This window comes from Neisseria brasiliensis, from assembly GCF_009671065.1.
In the GTDB taxonomy this organism is placed as follows: domain Bacteria; phylum Pseudomonadota; class Gammaproteobacteria; order Burkholderiales; family Neisseriaceae; genus Neisseria; species Neisseria brasiliensis.
Genome location: NZ_CP046027.1, coordinates 26,920 through 46,509 on the forward strand (window position 1 = coordinate 26,920; position 19,590 = coordinate 46,509).

Annotated in this window: 18 protein-coding genes; 11 read left to right on the plus strand and 7 right to left on the minus strand. The window is 48.1% G+C overall.

All coding sequences use genetic code 11. From position 1 onward, the window contains the following. Positions 1–108 precede the first annotated feature (108 nt). The 5 genes from GJV52_RS00180 (at position 109) to GJV52_RS00200 (ending at position 5,339) form a co-directional block, all read left to right on the plus strand. Positions 109–591: a GNAT family N-acetyltransferase gene (locus GJV52_RS00180; protein ID WP_095502206.1), complete on the plus strand. Its 483-nt coding sequence runs from the start codon at positions 109–111 to the stop codon at positions 589–591. Between the two features lie 157 nt (positions 592–748). Next, positions 749–1,774 (plus strand): sulfate ABC transporter substrate-binding protein, encoded by a 1,026-nt coding sequence (locus GJV52_RS00185; RefSeq protein ID WP_095503175.1) that lies wholly within the window; start codon positions 749–751, stop codon positions 1,772–1,774. Positions 1,775–2,111: 337 nt separating this feature from the next. Next, positions 2,112–3,167, plus strand: a complete 1,056-nt coding sequence (locus tag GJV52_RS00190) for a sulfate ABC transporter substrate-binding protein (protein WP_100563380.1) — start codon at positions 2,112–2,114, stop codon at positions 3,165–3,167. Positions 3,168–3,276: 109 nt separating this feature from the next. Then, positions 3,277–4,335 carry a DNA polymerase IV gene (dinB, locus tag GJV52_RS00195; RefSeq protein WP_100563378.1) on the plus strand — a complete coding sequence of 353 codons (1,059 nt, stop codon included), beginning with the start codon at positions 3,277–3,279 and terminating at the stop codon, positions 4,333–4,335. Positions 4,336–4,604: 269 nt separating this feature from the next. Then, on the plus strand, positions 4,605–5,339 hold the full coding sequence (locus GJV52_RS00200) for a phosphoadenylyl-sulfate reductase (RefSeq protein WP_100563376.1): 735 nt from the start codon (positions 4,605–4,607) through the stop codon (positions 5,337–5,339). 66 nt (positions 5,340–5,405) lie between these two features. On the opposite strand, the gene argB is transcribed toward GJV52_RS00200, so the two are convergent. After that, positions 5,406–6,299 (minus strand): acetylglutamate kinase, encoded by an 894-nt coding sequence (argB, locus tag GJV52_RS00205; protein ID WP_100563374.1) that lies wholly within the window; start codon positions 6,297–6,299, stop codon positions 5,406–5,408. A 152-nt stretch (positions 6,300–6,451) separates the two neighbouring features. Here argB and GJV52_RS00210 point away from each other — a divergent pair, with 152 nt between their 5' ends. The 5 genes from GJV52_RS00210 to GJV52_RS00230 all read left to right on the plus strand — a co-directional run bounded on the left by GJV52_RS00210 (position 6,452) and on the right by GJV52_RS00230 (position 11,082). After that, positions 6,452–7,582, plus strand: a complete 1,131-nt coding sequence (locus GJV52_RS00210) for a M14 family metallopeptidase (protein ID WP_095503180.1) — start codon at positions 6,452–6,454, stop codon at positions 7,580–7,582. Between the two features lie 229 nt (positions 7,583–7,811). Continuing rightward, the gene (gene lgt, locus GJV52_RS00215) at positions 7,812–8,666 is read left to right on the plus strand and encodes a prolipoprotein diacylglyceryl transferase (RefSeq protein WP_095503181.1); all 855 of its coding nucleotides are present in this window, start codon (positions 7,812–7,814) and stop codon (positions 8,664–8,666) included. Positions 8,667–8,714: 48 nt separating this feature from the next. After that, positions 8,715–9,383, plus strand: a complete 669-nt coding sequence (locus tag GJV52_RS00220; protein WP_100563372.1) for an alpha/beta hydrolase — start codon at positions 8,715–8,717, stop codon at positions 9,381–9,383. 111 nt (positions 9,384–9,494) lie between these two features. After that, positions 9,495–10,460, plus strand: a complete 966-nt coding sequence (gene ttcA, locus GJV52_RS00225) for a tRNA 2-thiocytidine(32) synthetase TtcA (RefSeq protein WP_100563398.1) — start codon at positions 9,495–9,497, stop codon at positions 10,458–10,460. 133 nt (positions 10,461–10,593) lie between these two features. Further along, the gene (locus GJV52_RS00230) at positions 10,594–11,082 is read left to right on the plus strand and encodes a DUF456 domain-containing protein (protein ID WP_095503183.1); all 489 of its coding nucleotides are present in this window, start codon (positions 10,594–10,596) and stop codon (positions 11,080–11,082) included. A gap of 66 nt (positions 11,083–11,148) precedes the next feature. On the opposite strand, the gene GJV52_RS00235 is transcribed toward GJV52_RS00230, so the two are convergent. The 4 genes from GJV52_RS00235 to GJV52_RS00250 form a co-directional block, all read right to left on the minus strand. Continuing rightward, the gene (locus tag GJV52_RS00235) at positions 11,149–11,811 is read right to left on the minus strand and encodes a YecA family protein (RefSeq protein ID WP_095503184.1); all 663 of its coding nucleotides are present in this window, start codon (positions 11,809–11,811) and stop codon (positions 11,149–11,151) included. A 38-nt stretch (positions 11,812–11,849) separates the two neighbouring features. Beyond that, on the minus strand, positions 11,850–12,635 hold the full coding sequence (locus GJV52_RS00240; RefSeq protein WP_095503211.1) for a TrmH family RNA methyltransferase: 786 nt from the start codon (positions 12,633–12,635) through the stop codon (positions 11,850–11,852). Positions 12,636–12,751: 116 nt separating this feature from the next. After that, the gene (gene tilS, locus GJV52_RS00245) at positions 12,752–13,966 is read right to left on the minus strand and encodes a tRNA lysidine(34) synthetase TilS (RefSeq protein WP_229439450.1); all 1,215 of its coding nucleotides are present in this window, start codon (positions 13,964–13,966) and stop codon (positions 12,752–12,754) included. A 206-nt stretch (positions 13,967–14,172) separates the two neighbouring features. After that, positions 14,173–15,132 carry an acetyl-CoA carboxylase carboxyltransferase subunit alpha gene (locus GJV52_RS00250; RefSeq protein WP_095503186.1) on the minus strand — a complete coding sequence of 320 codons (960 nt, stop codon included), beginning with the start codon at positions 15,130–15,132 and terminating at the stop codon, positions 14,173–14,175. A 220-nt stretch (positions 15,133–15,352) separates the two neighbouring features. Here GJV52_RS00250 and GJV52_RS00255 point away from each other — a divergent pair, with 220 nt between their 5' ends. Next, complete coding sequence (locus GJV52_RS00255) at positions 15,353–15,754, plus strand: RNA-binding S4 domain-containing protein (protein WP_095503187.1); 402 nt, start codon at positions 15,353–15,355, stop codon at positions 15,752–15,754. Between the two features lie 542 nt (positions 15,755–16,296). Here the strand turns inward: GJV52_RS00255 and GJV52_RS00260 are convergent. Continuing rightward, positions 16,297–17,433, minus strand: coding sequence for a hypothetical protein (locus tag GJV52_RS00260; protein WP_100563396.1), 1,137 nt, complete (start codon positions 17,431–17,433; stop codon positions 16,297–16,299). 384 nt (positions 17,434–17,817) lie between these two features. Beyond that, positions 17,818–19,557: an exodeoxyribonuclease V subunit alpha gene (recD, locus tag GJV52_RS00265; RefSeq protein ID WP_100563367.1), complete on the minus strand. Its 1,740-nt coding sequence runs from the start codon at positions 19,555–19,557 to the stop codon at positions 17,818–17,820. Positions 19,558–19,590 lie beyond the last annotated feature (33 nt).

Below are 19,590 nucleotides of genomic sequence, written 5' to 3' on the forward strand. Positions count from 1 at the left end.
AAATTCCGTTTAAAGGCCGTCTGAATCAGCTGTGTTATTGCTATAATCACCTTATCGATTATTGATTTTCAGACGGCCTTTGTTTGATATTTTAATGTGAAAACCACCATGAACCTGCTCACCGTGCTCCGCCCCGCGACCGAAAAAGACTGCCCTTTCATTCACAGCGCGCATCTGCATGCCGTGCAATACACCTGCATCCGCAGCTACAACGAGCGCGTATTGCAGGCATGGGAAGAATTACTCGGCATGGAAAGCTATCACGCCACCATGGCCGATAAAACCAAGGCTTTGTGGGTAGTGGAATACCGTGGTGTGATTCAAGGCTTTTTCCAGGTCGATTTCAAAGAAGCACAGCTCGATGCGCTCTATGTGCATCCTTTAATGCACAACAAAGGCTTGGGTACGGCGCTGTTGCAGCGTGCTGAAGAATTGGCACACGACGCAGGCTTGAGCTTCCTGAAACTGTATGCTTCACTCAATTCCGTGCCGTTTTACCGCTTAAACGGCTACGAATCCTTAGGCGAAGCGGTATTGCCCTTAAACGAACAGGTCAAAGTCAAATGCGAATTAATGCGCAAATATGTATAGCAGTTATCAGGCCGTCTGAAAATTTTCAGACGGCCTATTTGTTAAGTGTATAAAATATATAACTAAAAATCCTTTCGATACAATCAACCATTCTTTCCTTTTTTTCTGCCTGCCGATTAAAGTGTGTCCGACAACACGATGACACAAAGGAACACACATGGGCAAAATCCGCTTCATCATCGCCTTAACCGCGCTGTCTTTGGCTGCTTGCGGCAGCGGTAAAACCAATACCGAAAAAAGCCAATATAAGAAAATTCTCAACGTATCCTATGACGTATCGCGCGATTTTTTCAAAGCGTATAACCCCTTGTTTATCGAACATTTCAGCAGAAATCATCCGCATATCGACCTACATATCCAGCAATCACACGGCGGCTCGAGTAAACAAGCCATGTCGGTGGCCAACGGCTTGCCTGCCGATGTTGTGACCATGAACCAAACTTCCGACATCGATTCACTGCAACAACGCGGTTTAGTTAAATCTGATTGGACGCAACGTTTACCGAATAATGCCGTGCCATTTTCCAGCGTGACTGTATTTCTCGTGCGCAAAGGCAATCCGCAAAACGTTTACGACTGGGCAGACTTGGCGCGTGATAACCTGCAAGTTGTGTTCGCCAACCCGAAAACCAGCGGCAACGGCCGTTATGCCTTCTTGGGCGCATACGGCTATGGTTTGAAAGCGAATAACGGCAATGAAGCCGACGCGAAAAACTTTATGCGCAAGCTGCTGAATAATGTGCCAATGTTTGAAAACGGCAGCCGCGCCGCCACCACCAGCTTCACCCAGCGCCAAATCGGCGATGTGTTGATTACCTTGGAAAACGAAGCCAATATCGTCAGCCACCACCTTGCGCCAGGCCAATTCGACATCGTTTACCCAAGCTACACCGTCGAAGCGCAAACCCCCGTCGCCGTGGTTGACAGCGTGGCCGATAAAAAAGATTCCGCAGCCATTTCCAAAGAATACCTAGCATTCTTGTGGAGCAAGCCGGCGCAAGAGTTGGCGGCCGAACTCTACTTCCGCCCGAGTGACAAATCTATTTTGTCCGCCAACCATGCCGATTTTCCCGATTTGGAAACCTTCCGCCCCGACGAAACCTTAGGCACATGGTCGTACATCATGCAGAAATTTTTTGCCGACGGCGGCATGTTTGACGAATTGACGACTACCGCAAAGTAAACCTTTAGGCCGAGATCTTTACAAAACTCCTGCCAAAACCAGCCTACATACAATAGCCGTCATTCCCGCGCAGGCGGGAATCCATCTCAAAATTTAAGAACCCTATTTTATTGAATAGCTTGTTATGCTCAAAAATGGATTCCCGCCTACGCGGGAATGACAGCGGTTTTAGTTTTTATTAATTTTTCATCAGATTTTGTAGATATCTCAGGCCGTCCGAAAGCCTTTCAGACGGCCTGCTACTTATAACCAAAACTGATAACCATCAAATCAAACATTATTTCTCATGTTCAATCAGGCGGTATAAAGTACGCCCATCGATTGAAGGAGCCAACACATGACCATCCGTAACCTCACCCTTGCTGCCATCGCAGCTTCCATAGCCTTAACCGCCTGCACCCCGAAAGAAGAAAAAGCCGCCGACGGCAATGCTGCTGCACCTGCTGCCAATGGCAAAGGCATTACCCTGTTGAACGTGTCTTACGATGTGGCACGCGATTTCTATAAAGAATACAACCCGCTGTTTATCAAAGAATACCAAGCCAAACACAATGGCGCGGAGATTGATGTGCAGCAGTCACACGGTGGCTCAAGCAAACAGGCTTTGTCTGTGGCCAACGGTTTGGCAGCCGATGTGGTGACCATGAACCAAACGTCCGACATCGAATTGCTCGAGCAAAAAGGCTTGGTGAAAAACGACTGGACGCAACGCCTGCCGGATAACGCCGTGCCGTTTACCAGCACCACCGTCTTCTTGGTGCGCAAAGGCAATCCGAAACAGATTCAAGACTGGAGCGACTTAACCAAAGAAGGCGTGCAAATTGTCTTGGCCAACCCGAAAACCACCGGCAACGGCCGCTATGCCTTCTTGGGCGCATACGGCTACGGCTTGAAAGTAAACAACGGCGATGAAGCCAAAACCAACGAATTTGTCGCAGCTTTCCTGAAAAACGCGCCCGTATTTGAAAACGGCGGCCGCGCAGCCACCACCACCTTCAGCCAACGCAACATCGGCGATGTATTGGTCACGTTTGAAAACGAAGCCAACCACGTCAGCAAAAAACTGACCCAAGACCAATTTGAAATCGTTTACCCGAGCTACACCATTTTGTCGGAAAGCCCGGTTGCCGTGGTTGATTCTGTCGTAGAGAAAAAAGGCACGCAGGAAGCTGCCAAAGAATATTTGGAATATCTGTGGAGCGAACCGGCACAAGAATTGGCAGCCAAGCTTTACCTGCGTCCGCGCAATACCGATGTTTTGGCCAAACACCAAGCCGATTTCCCGGCTATTGAAACCTTCACGCCAAACGAAAAATTCGGCGCATGGGAAGACATCATGAAGAAATATTTTGCCGACGGCGGTTTGGTGGATCAACTGTCGCCTAAGAAATAAAATTTGATGTGTGTAAAAACAGGCCGTCTGAAAATGGATTTGCGTTTTCAGACGGCCTTTTGCTGCTTGTTTTCCGTTAAAATAATGCTTTCTGTTTTTTAGGATTTAAATGTCCGACCGCAAAATCATCCATATCGATATGGACGCGTTCTACGCTTCGGTAGAATTGCGCGAACAGCCGCACCTGAAAGGCAAGCCCGTGGTAGTGGCTTGGGATGGCGCGCGTTCGGTAATTTGTGCGGCTTCTTATGAAGCGCGGCAATTCGGTTTGCATTCGGCGATGTCGGTGGCGACGGCCAAACGGCTTTGCCCGCAGGCTGTCTATATTCCGCCGCATTTTGAGCTTTACCGCCAGGTATCCGCGCAGATTCACGCGATTTTCAGACGGCATACCGATTTAATCGAGCCGCTTTCTTTGGATGAAGCGTATTTGGATGTGACAGTCAACAAACAAAATATCCGCTACGCCAGAGAAATCGCCGAAAAAATCCGTGCCGAAATCTTTGCCGAAACGGGGCTGACTGCTTCCGCAGGTATTGCACCCAACAAATTTCTCGCCAAAATTGCGTCTGATTGGCGCAAGCCCAACGGCCAATTTGTGCTGCATCCGCAAAAAATCGAGGCTTTTTTGGAAACGCTGCCGCTGGGCAAAATTCCGGGTGTGGGAAAAGTCACGTTGAAAAAAATGCAGTCGCTGGGCATGCAAACTGCCGGTGATTTGCGCCGCTTCGAGCGTGGCGAACTTTTAAACCATTTCGGCCGCTACGGCTACCGGCTTTATGATTTGGCACGCGGGGTGGATGAACGGCCGGTGAAAGCCAGCCGCGAGCGTTTGCAGATTTCGACCGAAATCACGCTGCCGGAAGATTTATCGCTGGCGCAAACGATCGAACACTTACCGCATTTGGCCGAAGATTTATGGCAACAAATCCAGCGTAAAAATGTCGATGTCAAAGGCGTGACGCTCAAACTCAAAACCCATGATTTCCGTATCATCACCCGTTCGCAGACTTACTCTTCGGTGCTGCCCGACCGCCAAGCCCTACTCAAAGCCGCGCATACCTTGGTCGAACGCGTGCCGCCGCAAACGGAAGATGCGTTTCGCTTAATCGGCATCGGCGTCAGCCACTTATTGCCGAAAAACCAGCAGCAATCACTTTGGTTATAAAGAAATAGAAAAGCATTCTTTCCTTTCGCTTTGCGACAGGCGGACAATGAGGGTATGACAATAATTTCAGACAGCCCGAGCCCTTTGCAAAATCTTCATCTTTGGCACATTTCTTCGTTATGCGCTGCTCGAAAGCTTGCCTATCTTCGTGATATGTCTGCGCTTTCTGTGCTGCTCTAACTTCGAACTGTACTCAAATCTGAAGTTTTGCAAAGGCCTCGGCCTTAAATCATAAAAGGCCGTCTGAAACACAATAAGGAACACCTGCCATGACTTCATTTTTCCGTTCGAGCTTCTGGAAGATTCCCGAAGTAACCGCCGAAGAGCGCCAGCGCCTGCCCCAACCCACCACCACTTTAGAGCAACGTCTGCAAGAAATTGCCGAACGTTTTCCGCAATCTGTGTTTGCTTCCAGCTTGGCGGTTGAAGACATGGTGATTACCGATGCGATATGCCGTCTGAAACTGCCTATCCGCATCATCACACTCAACACCGGCAAACTCAATCCCGAAACCGAAGCCTTAATTGCCGCCACCAATGCGCGTTATCAAACCGAACTGGAAGTATTCCACCCGATTGAAGCCAATGCGCAAGCTTTTGAAGCGCAATTCGGCACCACCGCCATGTACGACAGCGTAGAATTACGCCGCCAATGCTGCCATATCCGCAAAATCGAACCGCTCAACCGCGCTTTGGGCAACGCGCCCGCATGGCTCACTGGTCAACGCCGCAGCCAGTCGGATACGCGCAGTGAATTGAATTTTGAAGAGCATGATTCAGGCCGCAATATCGCTAAGTTTAACCCGATTTTTGATTGGGAAGAATTAGATGTGTGGGCGTATGCGCAATCACATGATGTGCCGCTGAACGATTTGTATCACCAAGGCTACCCGAGCATCGGCTGCGAACCGTGCACCCGCCCGGTAAAAGAAGGCGAGAACATCCGCGCGGGGCGCTGGTGGTGGGAAAGCAAAGACAGCAAAGAATGTGGTTTGCACAAATAATGCCTTAAAATACAAAAGGCCGTCTGAAAAATAATTTTCAGACGGCCTTGATTTTATTAATTTCACTTACGCCTTATCCGCGCCCAAAATCATTGAGCCGATACCGGAATCGGTAAAGATTTCCAGCAATAACGCATTTGGCACTCGGCCATCGATGATGTGTGTAGCCTTCACACCGTTAACTGCAGCCTCTACTGCCGAGCTGATTTTCGGCAGCATACCGCCGTAAAGCGTGCCGTCGGCAATCAATTCATCAATGCGGCTCGGGGTCAAGTTGGTCAAAAGATTGCCTTCTTTATCCAGCACACCGGTGATGTTGGTCATCATCAGAAGTTTTTCGGCGTTGAGCTCTTCCGCTAACTTACCGGCCACCAAGTCGGCATTGATGTTGAACGCTTCACCTCGTTTACCCACGCCAATCGGGGCAACCACAGGGATTTGGCCGTTGTCGATCAAGCCTTGAATCAGTGTGGTGTCGATGCTTTCCACTTCACCGACTTGGCCGATGTCCACGCCCGGGTTTTCAGGGGTGTTGATGAGCAGTTTTTTTGCTTTGATAAAATGGCCGTCGCGACCGGTCACGCCGACAGCTTTGCCGCCATGAGTGTTAATCATTGACACGATTTCTTTGTTGACATGACCGCCCAACACCATTTCAACGATGTCCATGGTTTCGCCATCAGTCACGCGCATGCCTTGTACGAACACGCCTTCTTTGCCGACACGCTCGAGCATATCGTTAATCTGCGGGCCGCCGCCATGCACAATCACGGGGTTGATGCCCACCAGTTTCAGCAACACGATGTCGCGGGCAAAGCCTTCTTTCAAGGCCGGTTCGGTCATGGCGCTGCCGCCGTATTTAATCACGATGGTCGAGCCGGAAAAGCGGCGGATATACGGCAGGGCTTCGGATAAAATCGCGGCTTTGTCGGCGGCGGAAATGTGTTTCATATCGCTCATGAATCTACTCTTTAATTGTTAACAATTTTAATTTTGGAATATTAATACTAAAGGCCGTCTGAAACAAGCCGAAACGTAAAAGGATTTATGATTTGCCTGAAATGTTTTAGAATAACGGGCTATTAAACTTCTATTCCACACAGGAATCCCCCATGATGAAAATCAGCAGCCAATTTGACGCCGGTTCGGTGATTGTGAACGATTTAAGCAACCCGGGCAATATCCGCCTGTCGCTTCGCCCCGACAATGCCGCCGATTTTGCACAATGGTTTTATTTCCGTCTGCAAGGCGCAGCGTATCAAAATTGCGTGATGCATTTCGACAATGCGGCTCAAGCGGCTTATCCCGACGGCTGGGAAGAATACCAAGCCTGCGCCTCTTACGACCGCCAAAATTGGTTCCGCGTGCCGACTTATTATGAAAACGGCGTGCTGACCATCAACCACACGCCTTTGTCCAACAGTGTGTATTACGCTTATTTCGAGCCTTATTCACACGAGCAGCATTTGAACTTATTGGGCGACGCCCAAGGCAGCGGCTTGTGTCAAATCGATGATTTGGGCAGCACCGTGCAAGGTCGCGACATCAATTTGCTGACCATCGGCAACCAAGTCGAAAGCGATTTGAAAGTGTGGATTATCGCGCGCCAACATCCGGGCGAAACCATGGCGGAATGGTTTGTCGAAGGCTTTTTAGGCCGTCTGCTCGACCCGCAAGACCCAACCGCCCGCGCCCTGCTCGACCGTGCCACATTTTACATCGTACCAAACATGAATCCTGACGGCTCGGTATTGGGCAACCTGCGCACCAATGCCGCCGGTGCTAATTTGAACCGTGAATGGCAAAATCCAAGCATGGAACACAGCCCAGAAGTGTATGTGGTGCGCGAAAAAATGCGTGAAACCGGCGTGGATTTGTTCCTTGATATTCACGGCGACGAAGGTTTGCCGTTTGTGTTCGTGGCAGGTACCGAAGGCGTGCCGAGCTATAACGAACGCATTGCCGCGTTGGAAACCCAGTTCAAACAAGCTCTGCTCGCCGCCAGCCCGGATTTCCAAGACGAAATCGGCTATCCGAAAGACGAAGCCGGCCAAGCCAATTTGAGCATGGCCACGTCATGGGTCGGCGAGCAATTCAAATGCTTGGCTTACACGCTGGAAATGCCGTTTAAAGACAACAACAACCTGCCTGACGACGATTTCGGCTGGAACGGCCAACGCTCGCTGCGTTTGGGCGAAGCGATGGTTTCGGCAATTTGGAATGTATCGGGCGATTTGCGCTAAGTATTTTAATGATTAAAAGGCCGTCTGAAAGCGAGACATTTTTTCAGACGGCCTGAGACCTATGCAAAACCCCAGATTTGAGTACAGTTCGGAGTGAGAGCAGCGCAGAAAGCGCAGACATATCACAAAGATAGGCAAGCTTTCGAGCAGCGCATAACGAAGAAATGTGTCAAAGATGGGGATTTTACAAAGGTCTCAGCCTTTATCTGCATTTATTTAAGGATTCCCCATGATTATTCACCCCCAGTTTGACCCTGTACTCATCAGCATAGGCCCGTTGGCCATCCGCTGGTATGCCTTAAGCTATATTGTCGGCTTTGTGCTGTTTATCTGGCTGGGTCGTCGCCGCATTGCACAAGGCAACACTTTGTTCACCAAAGAAATGCTGGATGACTTTCTCACTTGGGGCATTTTGGGCGTGATTCTCGGCGGCCGCTTGGGCTATATTTTGTTTTACAAATTGTCCGACTATCTGGCCGACCCAATCAGCATGCTCAAAGTGTGGGAAGGCGGCATGTCGTTCCACGGTGGTTTCTTGGGCGTGGTCGTGGCAATGTGGCTCTTCAGCCGCAAACACAACATCAGCGTGTGGAAAACCATGGATTTTGTGGCGCCACTGGTTCCGCTGGGCTTGGCTTCCGGCCGCATCGGCAACTTCATCAACGGCGAGCTGTGGGGACGCGTCACCGACCCGAGCGCTTTCTGGGCGATGGGCTTCCCGCAAGCCCGTTACGAAGACTTGGAAGCCGCGGCGCACAATCCGCAATGGGCAGAATGGCTCAACCGATTCGGCATGTTGCCGCGCCATCCTTCGCAGCTTTACCAATTCGCGCTGGAAGGCATTTGCCTGTTTATCTTGGTGTGGGTGTTTTCTAAAAAGCCGCGCCCTGCCGGACAAGTGGCGTCTTTATTTCTGGGCGGCTACGGCTTTTTCCGCTTCATTGCCGAATTTGCCCGCCAACCCGACGATTATTTGGGCTTATTGACGTTGGGCTTGTCAATGGGACAATGGCTGAGCGTACCGATGATTGTGTTGGGTGCGGTTGGTTTTGTGTATTTCGGTAAGAAAAACGCTGTGAATTAATAGGAGGCCGTCTGAAACATTCAGACGGCATTTTATTCAAGGTATTTCATGAACAAACAACTTCTTCATCTCAACGATAAAACAGTTTCCGTTTACTTAAGCAGCCAAGCAAATACGCCGCTGTTCTTAACTTTTTTAAGCCAAGAAGAAGCCAACGATTTAGCCGCCTTGATTGCAGACCAAGCCCTTTTAGTGTCCATCGACGAACCCAATTGGGAACATGCTTTCACACCATGGCAGGCACCGGCTGCGTTTAAAAAAGCACCTGATTTCAGCGGCGGCGCAGACGACTATTTGTGCTGGCTGATTGATTCGGTCTTGCCCGAAGCGACCCAATCATTTTCTTTGCAACCGCAATGGACAGCCTTAATTGGCTATTCCTTAGGCGGTTTGTTTGCGGCGTATTCCGCTTATCAGGCCACGCCATTCAGCCGTATTGCTTCGGTTTCCGGCTCGCTGTGGTTCGACAGTTGGTCAGAATTTGTGGCCGAACACAGCTTACAAACACCGCCGCAAAAAGCCTATTTTTCAGTCGGCGATAAAGAGAAAAACACCAAAAATCCGCGCATGAGTGTTGTGGAAGATGCCACACGCGCCACGCAAGCCAACTGGCAGCAGCAAGGCATTGATACCGCATTTGAGCTCAACAGCGGCGGCTACTTCGAGCAAGTGCCGCAGCGTATGGCTAAAGCGATTGCGTATTTGTTGAGTGAATAGATAAATCTTCAGACGGCCTATCCATTTGAATCATCTGAATCAATAAAACATCGCAGCGCAGTTTCAGGTAAAATACGCGCTTGAATGTTTCCATTATTTCCCCATAAAACCATGTCCAAAAAAACCAAACAAGAATTAGAAAACAACAAACTCAACAAACGCTTGCGCCATGCGGTCGGCGCGGCGATTAATGATTTCAATATGATTGAGCCGGGCGACAAGATTATGGTCTGCTTGTCGGGCGGTAAAGACAGCTATGCGCTGTTGGATATTTTGCGCCAACTGCAAGCCAGTGCACCGATTGAATTTGATTTGGTCGCCGTGAATCTCGACCAAAAGCAGCCCGGTTTCCCAGAGCATGTGTTGCCGGAGTATCTGCAAAGCATTGGTGTCGATTACAAAATTGTCGAAGAAGACACCTACTCCACCGTGAAACGCGTGCTTGAAGAAGGCAAGACCACCTGCTCGCTGTGCAGCCGTTTGCGCCGCGGTATTCTGTATCGCACGGCAAAAGAATTGGGCTGCACCAAAATCGCACTTGGCCACCACCGCGATGATATTTTGGCCACCATGTTTTTGAATATGTTCTATGGCGGCAAACTCAAAGCCATGCCGCCTAAATTGGTCAGCGACAATGGCGAGCATATCGTCATTCGCCCACTGGCGTATGTAAAAGAAAAAGACCTGATTAAATACGCCGAATTGAAACAATTCCCGATTATTCCGTGTAATTTGTGCGGCTCGCAACCCAACCTGCAACGCCAAGTGATCGGCGATATGCTGCGCGATTGGGATAAACGCTTCCCCGGCCGTATTGAATCGATGTTTTCTGCGCTGCAAAACGTGGTGCCGTCGCATTTGGCCGACCCTGAATTGTTCGATTTTGCCGGTTTGGAACGCGGCCAGAGCTTGAAACACGGCGGCGATTTGGCATTTGACAGCGAAACCGTGCCTGAACGTTTTGTTTCAGACGGCCTCGATGATGAAGATGACAGCGAAGTCAAAATCGAAACGGAAAAGCCCAGCCGCAAAGTGATTAATATTTTGGCCAGCAAACCGAAAAACTGCGGCTCTTGATAGGCTAAACTCAAAATCCGGACAGTATTTGCCCGGATTTTGATATTTTTGCAAAGTGTTAACCTGTAATGCAAGGCTTTACCCTACAATAGGCCGTCTGAATATAACACACACTTATCCTTAAGGAACACGCATGACTGCTGCTTTAATCACCCTATCTTTAATCCTGATTCTCGTCGGCCTGCTCGGCACGATTTACCCTGCCATTCCGGGGCTGGGCCTGATGTTCGGCGGCGCGTGGTTGCTGGCGCATGTTAACGATTATCAAATTTTCGGTACCACGACATTGGTATTTTTGGGCATCGTTACCGTCATCGGTACGGCGATGGATTATGTAGCAGGGATGCTGGGGGCGAAATACACCGGTGCCAGTAAATTAGCCATTTGGGGCGCATTTATCGGTGGTGTGGTCGGTGCATTTTTAGGCTTGCCTGGCTTATTGTTTGGCCCATTATTGGGTGCGGGCATCGGCGAATTTCTGACCCGCAAAGATATGTGGCAGGCAGGTAAAGTGAGCATCGGCACTTTTATCGGCTTCATCATCGGCACGGTTGCCAAAGTCGGCTGCGCATTGGCGATTATCTTGACTTTACTGACCGTGTGGATTGTCAGCCTGTTTTAATCTATTTTAAATCAACAACAAAGGCCGTCTGAAATTTTTCAGACGGCCTTTTCTATTAAAAATCAATTAGTTTTTACCGCAACAGGCTTTGTATTTTTTACCGCTCTCACAGGGGCAAGGATCGTTGCGACCGATTTTGTCACCTTCGCGGCGCACGGTTTGCGGTTTATTAATCACGGCTTGCCAGTAGCTGTAGATATCCAGCAATACATGCGGCAGGTCGGATTCCAGCTCGGTCAATTCTTTGTCGGTCAAATGCAGAATTACTTCGCCATTTTCTTCTTCGTCATAAATGCCGCCCAGCGCCATAATCGGGTAGAACAAATCTTCAAATTCTTCTTGGTTGACCGCTTCAAACCAATCGGTCGGCACCACATCTAGGGCATACAGATAAGCGTTACACCATGTGTAAAAATCAGGATTGCCCGCATCGTCTTCATACAGCCACAAATCCGGCAGTTTTTTATCCGCCAATTGGCTGCGCATGTCCATCGCCAAAGCCAATACCAAGCGCTCGACTTCGGTACGCTCTTTGGCTTCAAACAATGATTCATCACCCAACACTTCCGGCAACCAGTCGTTTGGATTCAAGGCATCAGGGCCGCTCAACAAGGCCATCATAAAGCCTTGCACTTCGTCGCAGCGCATGGTGTTGTGTTCTAAAGATTTGGCATCGAGCAACTCAATCAGGCGGTTGCGTGAGGCTTCGTCAAAAGTGCTTACTTGCATGGAGGTTCCTTTTCAATATTTTCAGACGGCCTAAACCGTTAATGGTGTATTCTTTGGCGCATCTGCTCAAACAGGCAGACAGTAGCCGCCATGGCGACATTCAGCGATTCGGTTTGCCCCAGCATCGGAATCTTGACGCTGGCACTCACCTTTTCCAACACTTCCGCACTGACACCGCTGCCTTCGTTGCCAAATACCCAAGCGGCCGGTTGGTGCAGTTTCATGTCGTAAAGATTAAAATTATTGTGCTCACTCAAGGCGGTTGCCCAAACCGTATCTTGATATTCTGCCAGCCATTGCATCATTGGCACGCGACTGTGGATGTTCAGCAAAAAATGCGCGCCCATTGCCGCTCGCAATACTTTTGGCGACCACACATCTGCGCTGTCTTGGCTGAGTATTAAATGTGGCACAGCGCAAGCTGCAGCGCTGCGGATGATGGTGCCGACATTGCCAGGATCTTGCACGCATTCCAACACCACGCAATCGCCTTCTTTCGGCCATGCTGGTTGATGCGGAATATCGATTAAGGTCATCACATCATCAGAATCGGTCAGACTGGTGATTTTGGATAAGGCTTCATTGCTGACCCACGTCATCAGGTTGACCGGAATGGCTTCGGCCAAACGGCGGATTTCATGATGATTGGCTTTGGATTCAGGCAAATAGACCTGCACGGGTTTGCCACCCGCATCAAGATAGCTTTGCAGTAGATGCACGCCTTCCAATACGGTTTGCCCGTGTTGGCGGCGCGCTTTGGATTGGGAAAGCAGCTTGGCCAAATGCTTGAGCTGCTCATTTTGGGCAGAAGTAATCAGTTTCATGCCGTGCATTATAGCTGCTTTCAGACGGCATGGTGAGGCCGTCTGAAAATAAAAAAGCCTTTACATGATGTAAAGGCTTTTTGAGTTCTTTCAATAACGAAGGGCTTCATACTGCTCTAGCTTAACAATGTTTCTAATATATTTGGTTTCCCGATATATTTTATAAACGGCTTATAAACAGGCAAAAATCCATTACTAACCTGAAAATCCTGATTAACCTGTAAATTGGCCACTGCTAACGATACATTATCAGGACGTGTAATAATTGGCCAAACTTGTCTGACAGACGGCAAAACATAACATTCTTGCAATATTTTTTTAACTGATTTATGACCAAACATCGACTTTATTACATCTTTATTGGTCATGTTACGAAGCACACCTACATCCATTAATACCTGTTCGCTCAATCCAAATTTATGTGGTTTTAAAATAAACCCATTTTCTAACAAGATATCTTTCAGACGGCCTCGATGCCCCCCTTCATGGGACACCCATGGATAATGCTCTGTTGCCATGGCTCTGATATACAAAACATCCCGGTAAAAATCGACGGATTTATCATCAAACTGCCATTGCGCAGATTCCGCTTCCCGTAAAACTCTGGCCATATCGGATAAAGTTTTATGCGACGGCAAACGGATTTCGTGAACTTGAAAAAAATGATGCAACACGCGACGACGACGCAAATCACTCAACCCACGCCACCGGCCAACCTGAAACAGGCCGTCTGAAAGGATATAGCGATAATCATCTTGCGTGATTTCGTTCAACAAAGCCAAATCATCTTGCATACTGCGTACATTGGCCAAAATTTGCTGATGAATATTCGGCACTTTCTGCTGCCATTGCGGCAAAGCTTCGTGGCGGATCCAATTGCGCAAATAGCTGGCGTCTTGGTTGCTTTCGTCTGTCACATAAGCTAAGTCATGCTCGACAGCATAGTGTTCTAAAACAGCTCTTGGCACATCTAAAAGCGGCCGCCAAATTTTGATGCTTTGGTTTAAATCACGCCATTTCGGCATGGCGGCGAGTGAGCGGACTCCACCACCGCGGGCTACTCCAAGCATAAAGGTTTCGATTTGGTCGTTTTGATGATGAGCCAAAGCCAAAATATCACACAGGCCGTCTGAGAATACACGGTAGCGTTCTGCTCTTGCCGCCGCTTCAATGCCTTTTCCTTTTGCATGAATGGTCACTTTGGCGATGCGCAAATCAACATTCAATTGGGTGCACAATACTTGGCAAAACGCTGTCCACTCATCGGCAAACGGACTTAAACCGTGATGGACGTGTACGGCATTGAGCCTAAAATTTTTCTGTTCGCGCAAACGAGCCAGCAAATGCAGCAAGACTACCGAATCCAATCCGCCGCTTAAGCCCACCTCAATACTCAATTTATTGCTTGGTTGCGGTAATGCTGCTGCCAATAAAGCTAATAAATCCATTTTCCAATTCCATTGTTTTCAGATGGCCTAAATGCAAAAACAAGCAGGCACTAGCCTGCTTGTTTTCATGATAATCATAATTACAAAAATTATTTCTCGGTGAATTTACCGTATGCCATGATGCGGTCGAAACGACGAGTCAATAAATCTGCCATCGGAATGCTTTGCGCATCACGCAATTGCTCTTCCAAAACATGTTTCACACTCAACATCACTGCCTCCGTATCCCGATGTGCGCCCCCCAAAGGCTCGTCAATAATGCGGTCGATTAAGTCCAACTCTTCCAAGCGCTTGGCAGTGATACCCAAAGCTTGTGCGGCATCGGCGGCTTTTTCAGCAGTTTTCCACAGAATCGATGCACAACCTTCCGGTGAAATCACCGAATAAGTCGAGTATTGCAACATATTCACATAATCGCCCACGGCAATCGCCAATGCACCGCCCGAACCACCTTCACCGATAATGGTGCAGATTACCGGTACACGCAAGCGGGTTAATTCGTATAAATTGCGGCCGATGGCTTCTGATTGGCCGCGCTCTTCCGCACCAATGCCCGGATAAGCTCCCGGCGTATCAACAAAAGTCATCACCGGCAAACCGAATTTTTCAGCAGTTTGCATTAGGCGTAAGGCTTTACGGTAACCTTCAGGACGCGGCATACCGAAATTGCGGCGGATCTTTTCTTTGGTATCACGGCCTTTTTGGTGACCGATGACCACCACGCTTTGACCGTTGAAACGTGCCAAACCGCCCACAATGGCATAATCGTCGGCAAAATGACGGTCGCCGTGCAACTCTTCAAAATCGGTAAAAATCGCGTTGATGTAATCTAAGGTGTAAGGACGCTGAGGGTGACGTGAAACCTGTGAAATCTGGGCAGGTGTCAGCTTGCTGAAAATAGATTTGGTTAAATCATTGCTTTTCTTTTGCAGGCGGGAAATTTCGTCTGAAATATCAACAGCCGACTCACCTTGAACGAAGCGCAGCTCGTCGATTTTATTGGTCAGCTCAGCAATAGGTTGTTCGAAATCTAAAAAAACAGGTTTCATACGATGAAGCTCTCATGAATAAGATTCTGCTGCAATCATACGCTAATCAGGCAATTTTAGCAGCAGTTTGCACAAAAAATATGCAGCATTTTGGTAAAAATCAGGGCTTCCCCATGATTTTCAGACGGCCTGATTGATTTTTAGTATAGATACACTAATACATCAGGTGGCGTATCTTATGATAAACTCAGAATCAATTCAAATCTTTTCTGACACGCTTATGAAAAACGAACAAGACAATCACACCATGCGCCTGGATAAATGGCTGTGGGCCGCGCGCTTTTTCAAAACCCGTGCACTGGCACAAAAACACATCGAGCTTGGCCGCATTCAGGTAAACGGTGCCAAAGTGAAAAACAGCAAATACATCGTGGTTGGCGACACCATCAACATGACCTTAAATTCACTGCCTTATAAATTCAAAGTATTGGCGCTCAATCACCAACGCCGCCCTGCGCCGGAAGCCAGATTGCTCTATCAAGAAGATACCAAAACAGCCACCGAGCGCGAAAACCAAAAGCTGCTGGATCAGGCCAGCCGCATTACCGCCGCCTACCCTGACGGCCGGCCGACGAAACGCGACCGCCGACAATTGGATAAAGTTAAACGCGATACTTGGTAAACCTAATATTAACAAGGCCGTCTGAAATTTCAGACGGCCTTAAATATAAGAAAAACAAGCGTTTGAACATCCTAAAAAATGTAGGTCGGATACTTGTATCCGACAATCTTAAACGCACTGTAAGGCTAGTCGGCTTATGGATAAAATGGCTCAGGAAAATTTGAAAATATTAGGCCGCTAGGTAGAAACTGATTGCCAGCAAAGAAAAATACAAAAACCATTTGGTCAATTTTCGTGCGATGATTGCGGCAAAAAGCACGGGGAACTTTTTATGCCATCTGAAAAGTTTTATCATCTTTCAGACGGCATTGAGAATGTCGGATACGAGTATCCGACCTACGCTTACTGCCTAATTTACGTGCGATGATTGTGGCAAAAAGTAAAGGGGAAGCTCTTATGCCGTCTGAAAAGTTTTATTATCTTTCAGACGGCATTTTAGAAATGTCGGATACAAGTATCCGACCTACTATTGCTTGGTCAATACATATCAATAAGGCCGTCTGAAAATTCAGACGGCCTCTTTAATGTATGCTAAGAAAAAATTAGAATTTATATTCTACTTGGCCACGCACCACATTCACATCTTGTTTGTCGCCGCCAACAGTGGCAGTAACTTGTTTATCGTGCAGGTAGAAGCCTTTTACTTTCCAGTTTTTCCAAGGAATGTAAGTTGCACCCAATTGAACGCCTTGAACGTTTTTGCTGTAGTCTTCAACCGAAGACACGCCCGACAGCGAACCCACGCGGCGGTAGTTCAAGAACACGTCATACGAATTGCGCACATCCCAATCCGCCAATTTGTAGCGAACTTCGGTAAATACGCCGTCATTTTTGATTTTTTGGCCGACATCGTTGTAGGCTTTGATGTTGGATTTGCTGACCGCAGCCATCCAGCGCCAATCATCGTTGAATTTGATGTCGGTACCCAATTCGCCGAATACGGCATTTTTGGCATCATGACGATTGCCAATGTCTACGTCTTTCATGTAGCTGACAGTTGCGCCGACATTGATGTTTTCATTCACCGGGTAAGTGCTTTGAATCGAAGCGAAATGTTTGCGACGGCCGCCTATACCCCAGATATTGTCGTTAAAGTAACCGGTACGGCGGCCTGCGCTCACTTTAGTTGGCAATACTTTGTTATCAAAGAACAATTCAGCACCGGTTACTTCGGTATCCCAAACGCGGCCGTATGAAGAGAATGCGCCAAATTTACCCACACGTGCTTTGATGCTGTGGTCGCCAAAATTGTAAACTGTACCTTCAGCATAGAGTTTGTTCACCGGCACATCATGGTCGCCACGGAATTTACCGGTTTCCAAATCGATGTTTGGCTCAATTTGCGCTACGGCTTTCCAGTCTTTATACAGATTTGCACGCACCCAAAATTCAGCGTTAAATTCGCTGTGTGTATTCTCCGGAGTCGGATTTACGCCACTGTTGTTGGCTCTGGTATCTTCACTGTCAACGCGCACACGGAAAGCGCCGTTTACAGTCAGCAAATCATTAAAAATGCTGATTTTATCGTCATCTTTACGAATAATACTGCCGGAATTCACATAATCACCGGTGGTCGATAACGCAACGGCATCACGCTCGCTATCGGCGGGATTGGCCGCAGCAAAAGGCGCAGCAGCTAAAGCAGCACAAACAACAGCAAAAGTTTTTTGAATTTTCATGCAAATCTCCAATTTATCGAAGCAGTAAACAACCGTTTTGTTTTGATTGTTGTGGCCAGATTTGAAATAAAACAAGCGACAACAATTTATGGATAATGTGGTTGAACCAACTGCCAACCACATCGGTGTTACTCAGTTACATGCTTAAAAATTTTCCGTGTTATATCACGCAACATATTAAATTATGTAACTAATGTGACAATAATGCTATGTAGTTTACTGTATTACATCAATAAAATTTTACATGAATTAAAAAATAAACCGATTAATTTGATGAAAGTCAACTTTACGGTAGACCACCTGAACGGCATTTCGCTAAAAATTTATGCAAAACTACTATAAATCAGCAAAAAAGAAATATAATGTAGTTTTATTTAATTTATTTTAAAACAAGGCATTAATTATTTCATCTAAGGCTGTTTGACGCTTTTTCTGGGTTTTTACTGCCCATTCAAAGATTTTTTTGTTGCCCCAAAACACAAAACGCTTCTGCGCACGAGTGATACCTGTGTACAACAGCGCATTATTTAAGCTGTTTAACACGTCATCACTTTCATTGGCCATATCAATACTCGGCGGCAGCAACCACACTTCCCGATATTCTGAACCTTGGCTTTTATGCACGGTCATGGCAAATGCTGTTTCAAAAGCCGGCAGCCGACTGATTGGGATTTTTCTGAAACTGTCTGCAAACGGAAAATACGCCGCCAAGCCATTAGCTGATTCGCCATCCGGCATAATCAAGCCGATGTCGCCATTGAACACATCTAACGCATAATCATTGCGCGTGATCATTATCATTTGTCCGGCAAACCATGGCATATCGCCCGATATACGCTGTTTAGCCTGTAAATGGCGGAAATAAGCCTGATTAAAGTTTTCCGCATCTTGTCGCCAAGCCGTTAACACCACCACATCCGCTGCATGGCCAAATGCCAGTGCCACATTGCCGCTTTCAACTGCCTGCCAGTATTTTTCATGCTTGTGATACAAGTATTCGGCTTGATGCTTCATGTCGGCATGCAATACCTGCAATTCATCGGGAAAGCGTTCAAACTGCGCCCACGCTGTTTCACTGTCACCTGAAACCACTGCCCGCGCCAAGCAACCGATGCCGCTATCCGTACCAAAACGGTGGCTAACCTGCAAATGGGCGATGTTTTGCGATAAAGCCGGCGGATGTTCGGCAACTTTAAATGTATGCTGCGGCAAATATTCGCTTAAACGGCGATGAGTGTCTTCATCCAAAACGGTTTCGCGCGATAAGGCGGCCAATACTGCGCCCACACCAACCGACGGCAATTGAAATTCATCCCCCAAAAAGATTACGCGGCAACCGCTCGGAATGGCTTTGAGCAATTGCAACAACAGCGATAAATCGAGCATCGATGCTTCATCCACCACCAACACATCCAAAGGCAAAGGCTGTTCTGCATGAAAGGCCGATTGCATTTGCGGTGGGCGCAGCTTCAATAGGCGATGCACGGTTTGGCCTTCTAAAAGCAACAAGTGTTGCTTAATACGTTCAGGCAAATCAAAGCGATCTAAAGCACGATGCAGCGCGCGTGCCATATGCGCGGCTGCTTTGCCTGTCGGTGCAGCCAAGGCAATGCGCGGTAAGCTGGTGGCATTATCGCAAATCAAACCCAATAATTTGGCAACCGTGGTCGTTTTACCGGTGCCCGGCCCGCCTGTAATCAGCATAAACGCTTGCAGCAAAGCCAAACCGGCGGCATCGCGCTGTCCTTCGCTGCCTATTTCGGCAAACCAGTTTTGCAGATTTTGCGAAGCCTGCAGCCAATCAACATCATCAACAGAGGCCATGGCCAGCCGCTTGATTTCAACCGCTAAATCGTGTTCCAACTGCCAAAGCCTGCCCAAAAACAAACGCCGCCCGTTCAGCACCAGCGGCGTTTCACCATCGGTGCCCACCACCAAAACAGCACGTTTCAAGGCTGCCGCTTCTTTATCGCTGACCCAGATAAACGAATGCCCGCTTTGCAGCGCGCTAAACAAGGCTTCAACATAAGGGGTCACCACCACCGCATCTTCGGGCGCGTAGTGTTGCAAAAACTGGGTTGCAGCCAAGGCCGCTGCTTGGTTCAAATCGATGGGCGCATTCATTTTGTTTTCTCACGAAATAAACTGAGACCTTTG

What these genes read in the sequence shown, in the direction of transcription:
- ttcA (WP_100563398.1), top strand. Translation starts at nt 9,495, where the DNA reads ATGTCCAAAAAAACCAAACAAGAATTAGAAAACAACAAACTCAACAAA.
- GJV52_RS00230 (WP_095503183.1), top strand. Translation starts at nt 10,594, where the DNA reads ATGACTGCTGCTTTAATCACCCTATCTTTAATCCTGATTCTCGTCGGC.
- GJV52_RS00235 (WP_095503184.1), bottom strand. Translation starts at nt 11,811, where the DNA reads ATGCAAGTAAGCACTTTTGACGAAGCCTCACGCAACCGCCTGATTGAG.
- recD (WP_100563367.1), bottom strand. Translation starts at nt 19,557, where the DNA reads ATGAATGCGCCCATCGATTTGAACCAAGCAGCGGCCTTGGCTGCAACC.
- GJV52_RS00200 (WP_100563376.1), top strand. Translation starts at nt 4,605, where the DNA reads ATGACTTCATTTTTCCGTTCGAGCTTCTGGAAGATTCCCGAAGTAACC.
- GJV52_RS00240 (WP_095503211.1), bottom strand. Translation starts at nt 12,635, where the DNA reads ATGAAACTGATTACTTCTGCCCAAAATGAGCAGCTCAAGCATTTGGCC.
- GJV52_RS00185 (WP_095503175.1), top strand. Translation starts at nt 749, where the DNA reads ATGGGCAAAATCCGCTTCATCATCGCCTTAACCGCGCTGTCTTTGGCT.
- GJV52_RS00180 (WP_095502206.1), top strand. Translation starts at nt 109, where the DNA reads ATGAACCTGCTCACCGTGCTCCGCCCCGCGACCGAAAAAGACTGCCCT.
- GJV52_RS00255 (WP_095503187.1), top strand. Translation starts at nt 15,353, where the DNA reads ATGAAAAACGAACAAGACAATCACACCATGCGCCTGGATAAATGGCTG.
- GJV52_RS00220 (WP_100563372.1), top strand. Translation starts at nt 8,715, where the DNA reads ATGAACAAACAACTTCTTCATCTCAACGATAAAACAGTTTCCGTTTAC.
- argB (WP_100563374.1), bottom strand. Translation starts at nt 6,299, where the DNA reads ATGAGCGATATGAAACACATTTCCGCCGCCGACAAAGCCGCGATTTTA.
- dinB (WP_100563378.1), top strand. Translation starts at nt 3,277, where the DNA reads ATGTCCGACCGCAAAATCATCCATATCGATATGGACGCGTTCTACGCT.
- GJV52_RS00250 (WP_095503186.1), bottom strand. Translation starts at nt 15,132, where the DNA reads ATGAAACCTGTTTTTTTAGATTTCGAACAACCTATTGCTGAGCTGACC.
- GJV52_RS00210 (WP_095503180.1), top strand. Translation starts at nt 6,452, where the DNA reads ATGATGAAAATCAGCAGCCAATTTGACGCCGGTTCGGTGATTGTGAAC.
- GJV52_RS00260 (WP_100563396.1), bottom strand. Translation starts at nt 17,433, where the DNA reads ATGAAAATTCAAAAAACTTTTGCTGTTGTTTGTGCTGCTTTAGCTGCT.
- GJV52_RS00190 (WP_100563380.1), top strand. Translation starts at nt 2,112, where the DNA reads ATGACCATCCGTAACCTCACCCTTGCTGCCATCGCAGCTTCCATAGCC.
- lgt (WP_095503181.1), top strand. Translation starts at nt 7,812, where the DNA reads ATGATTATTCACCCCCAGTTTGACCCTGTACTCATCAGCATAGGCCCG.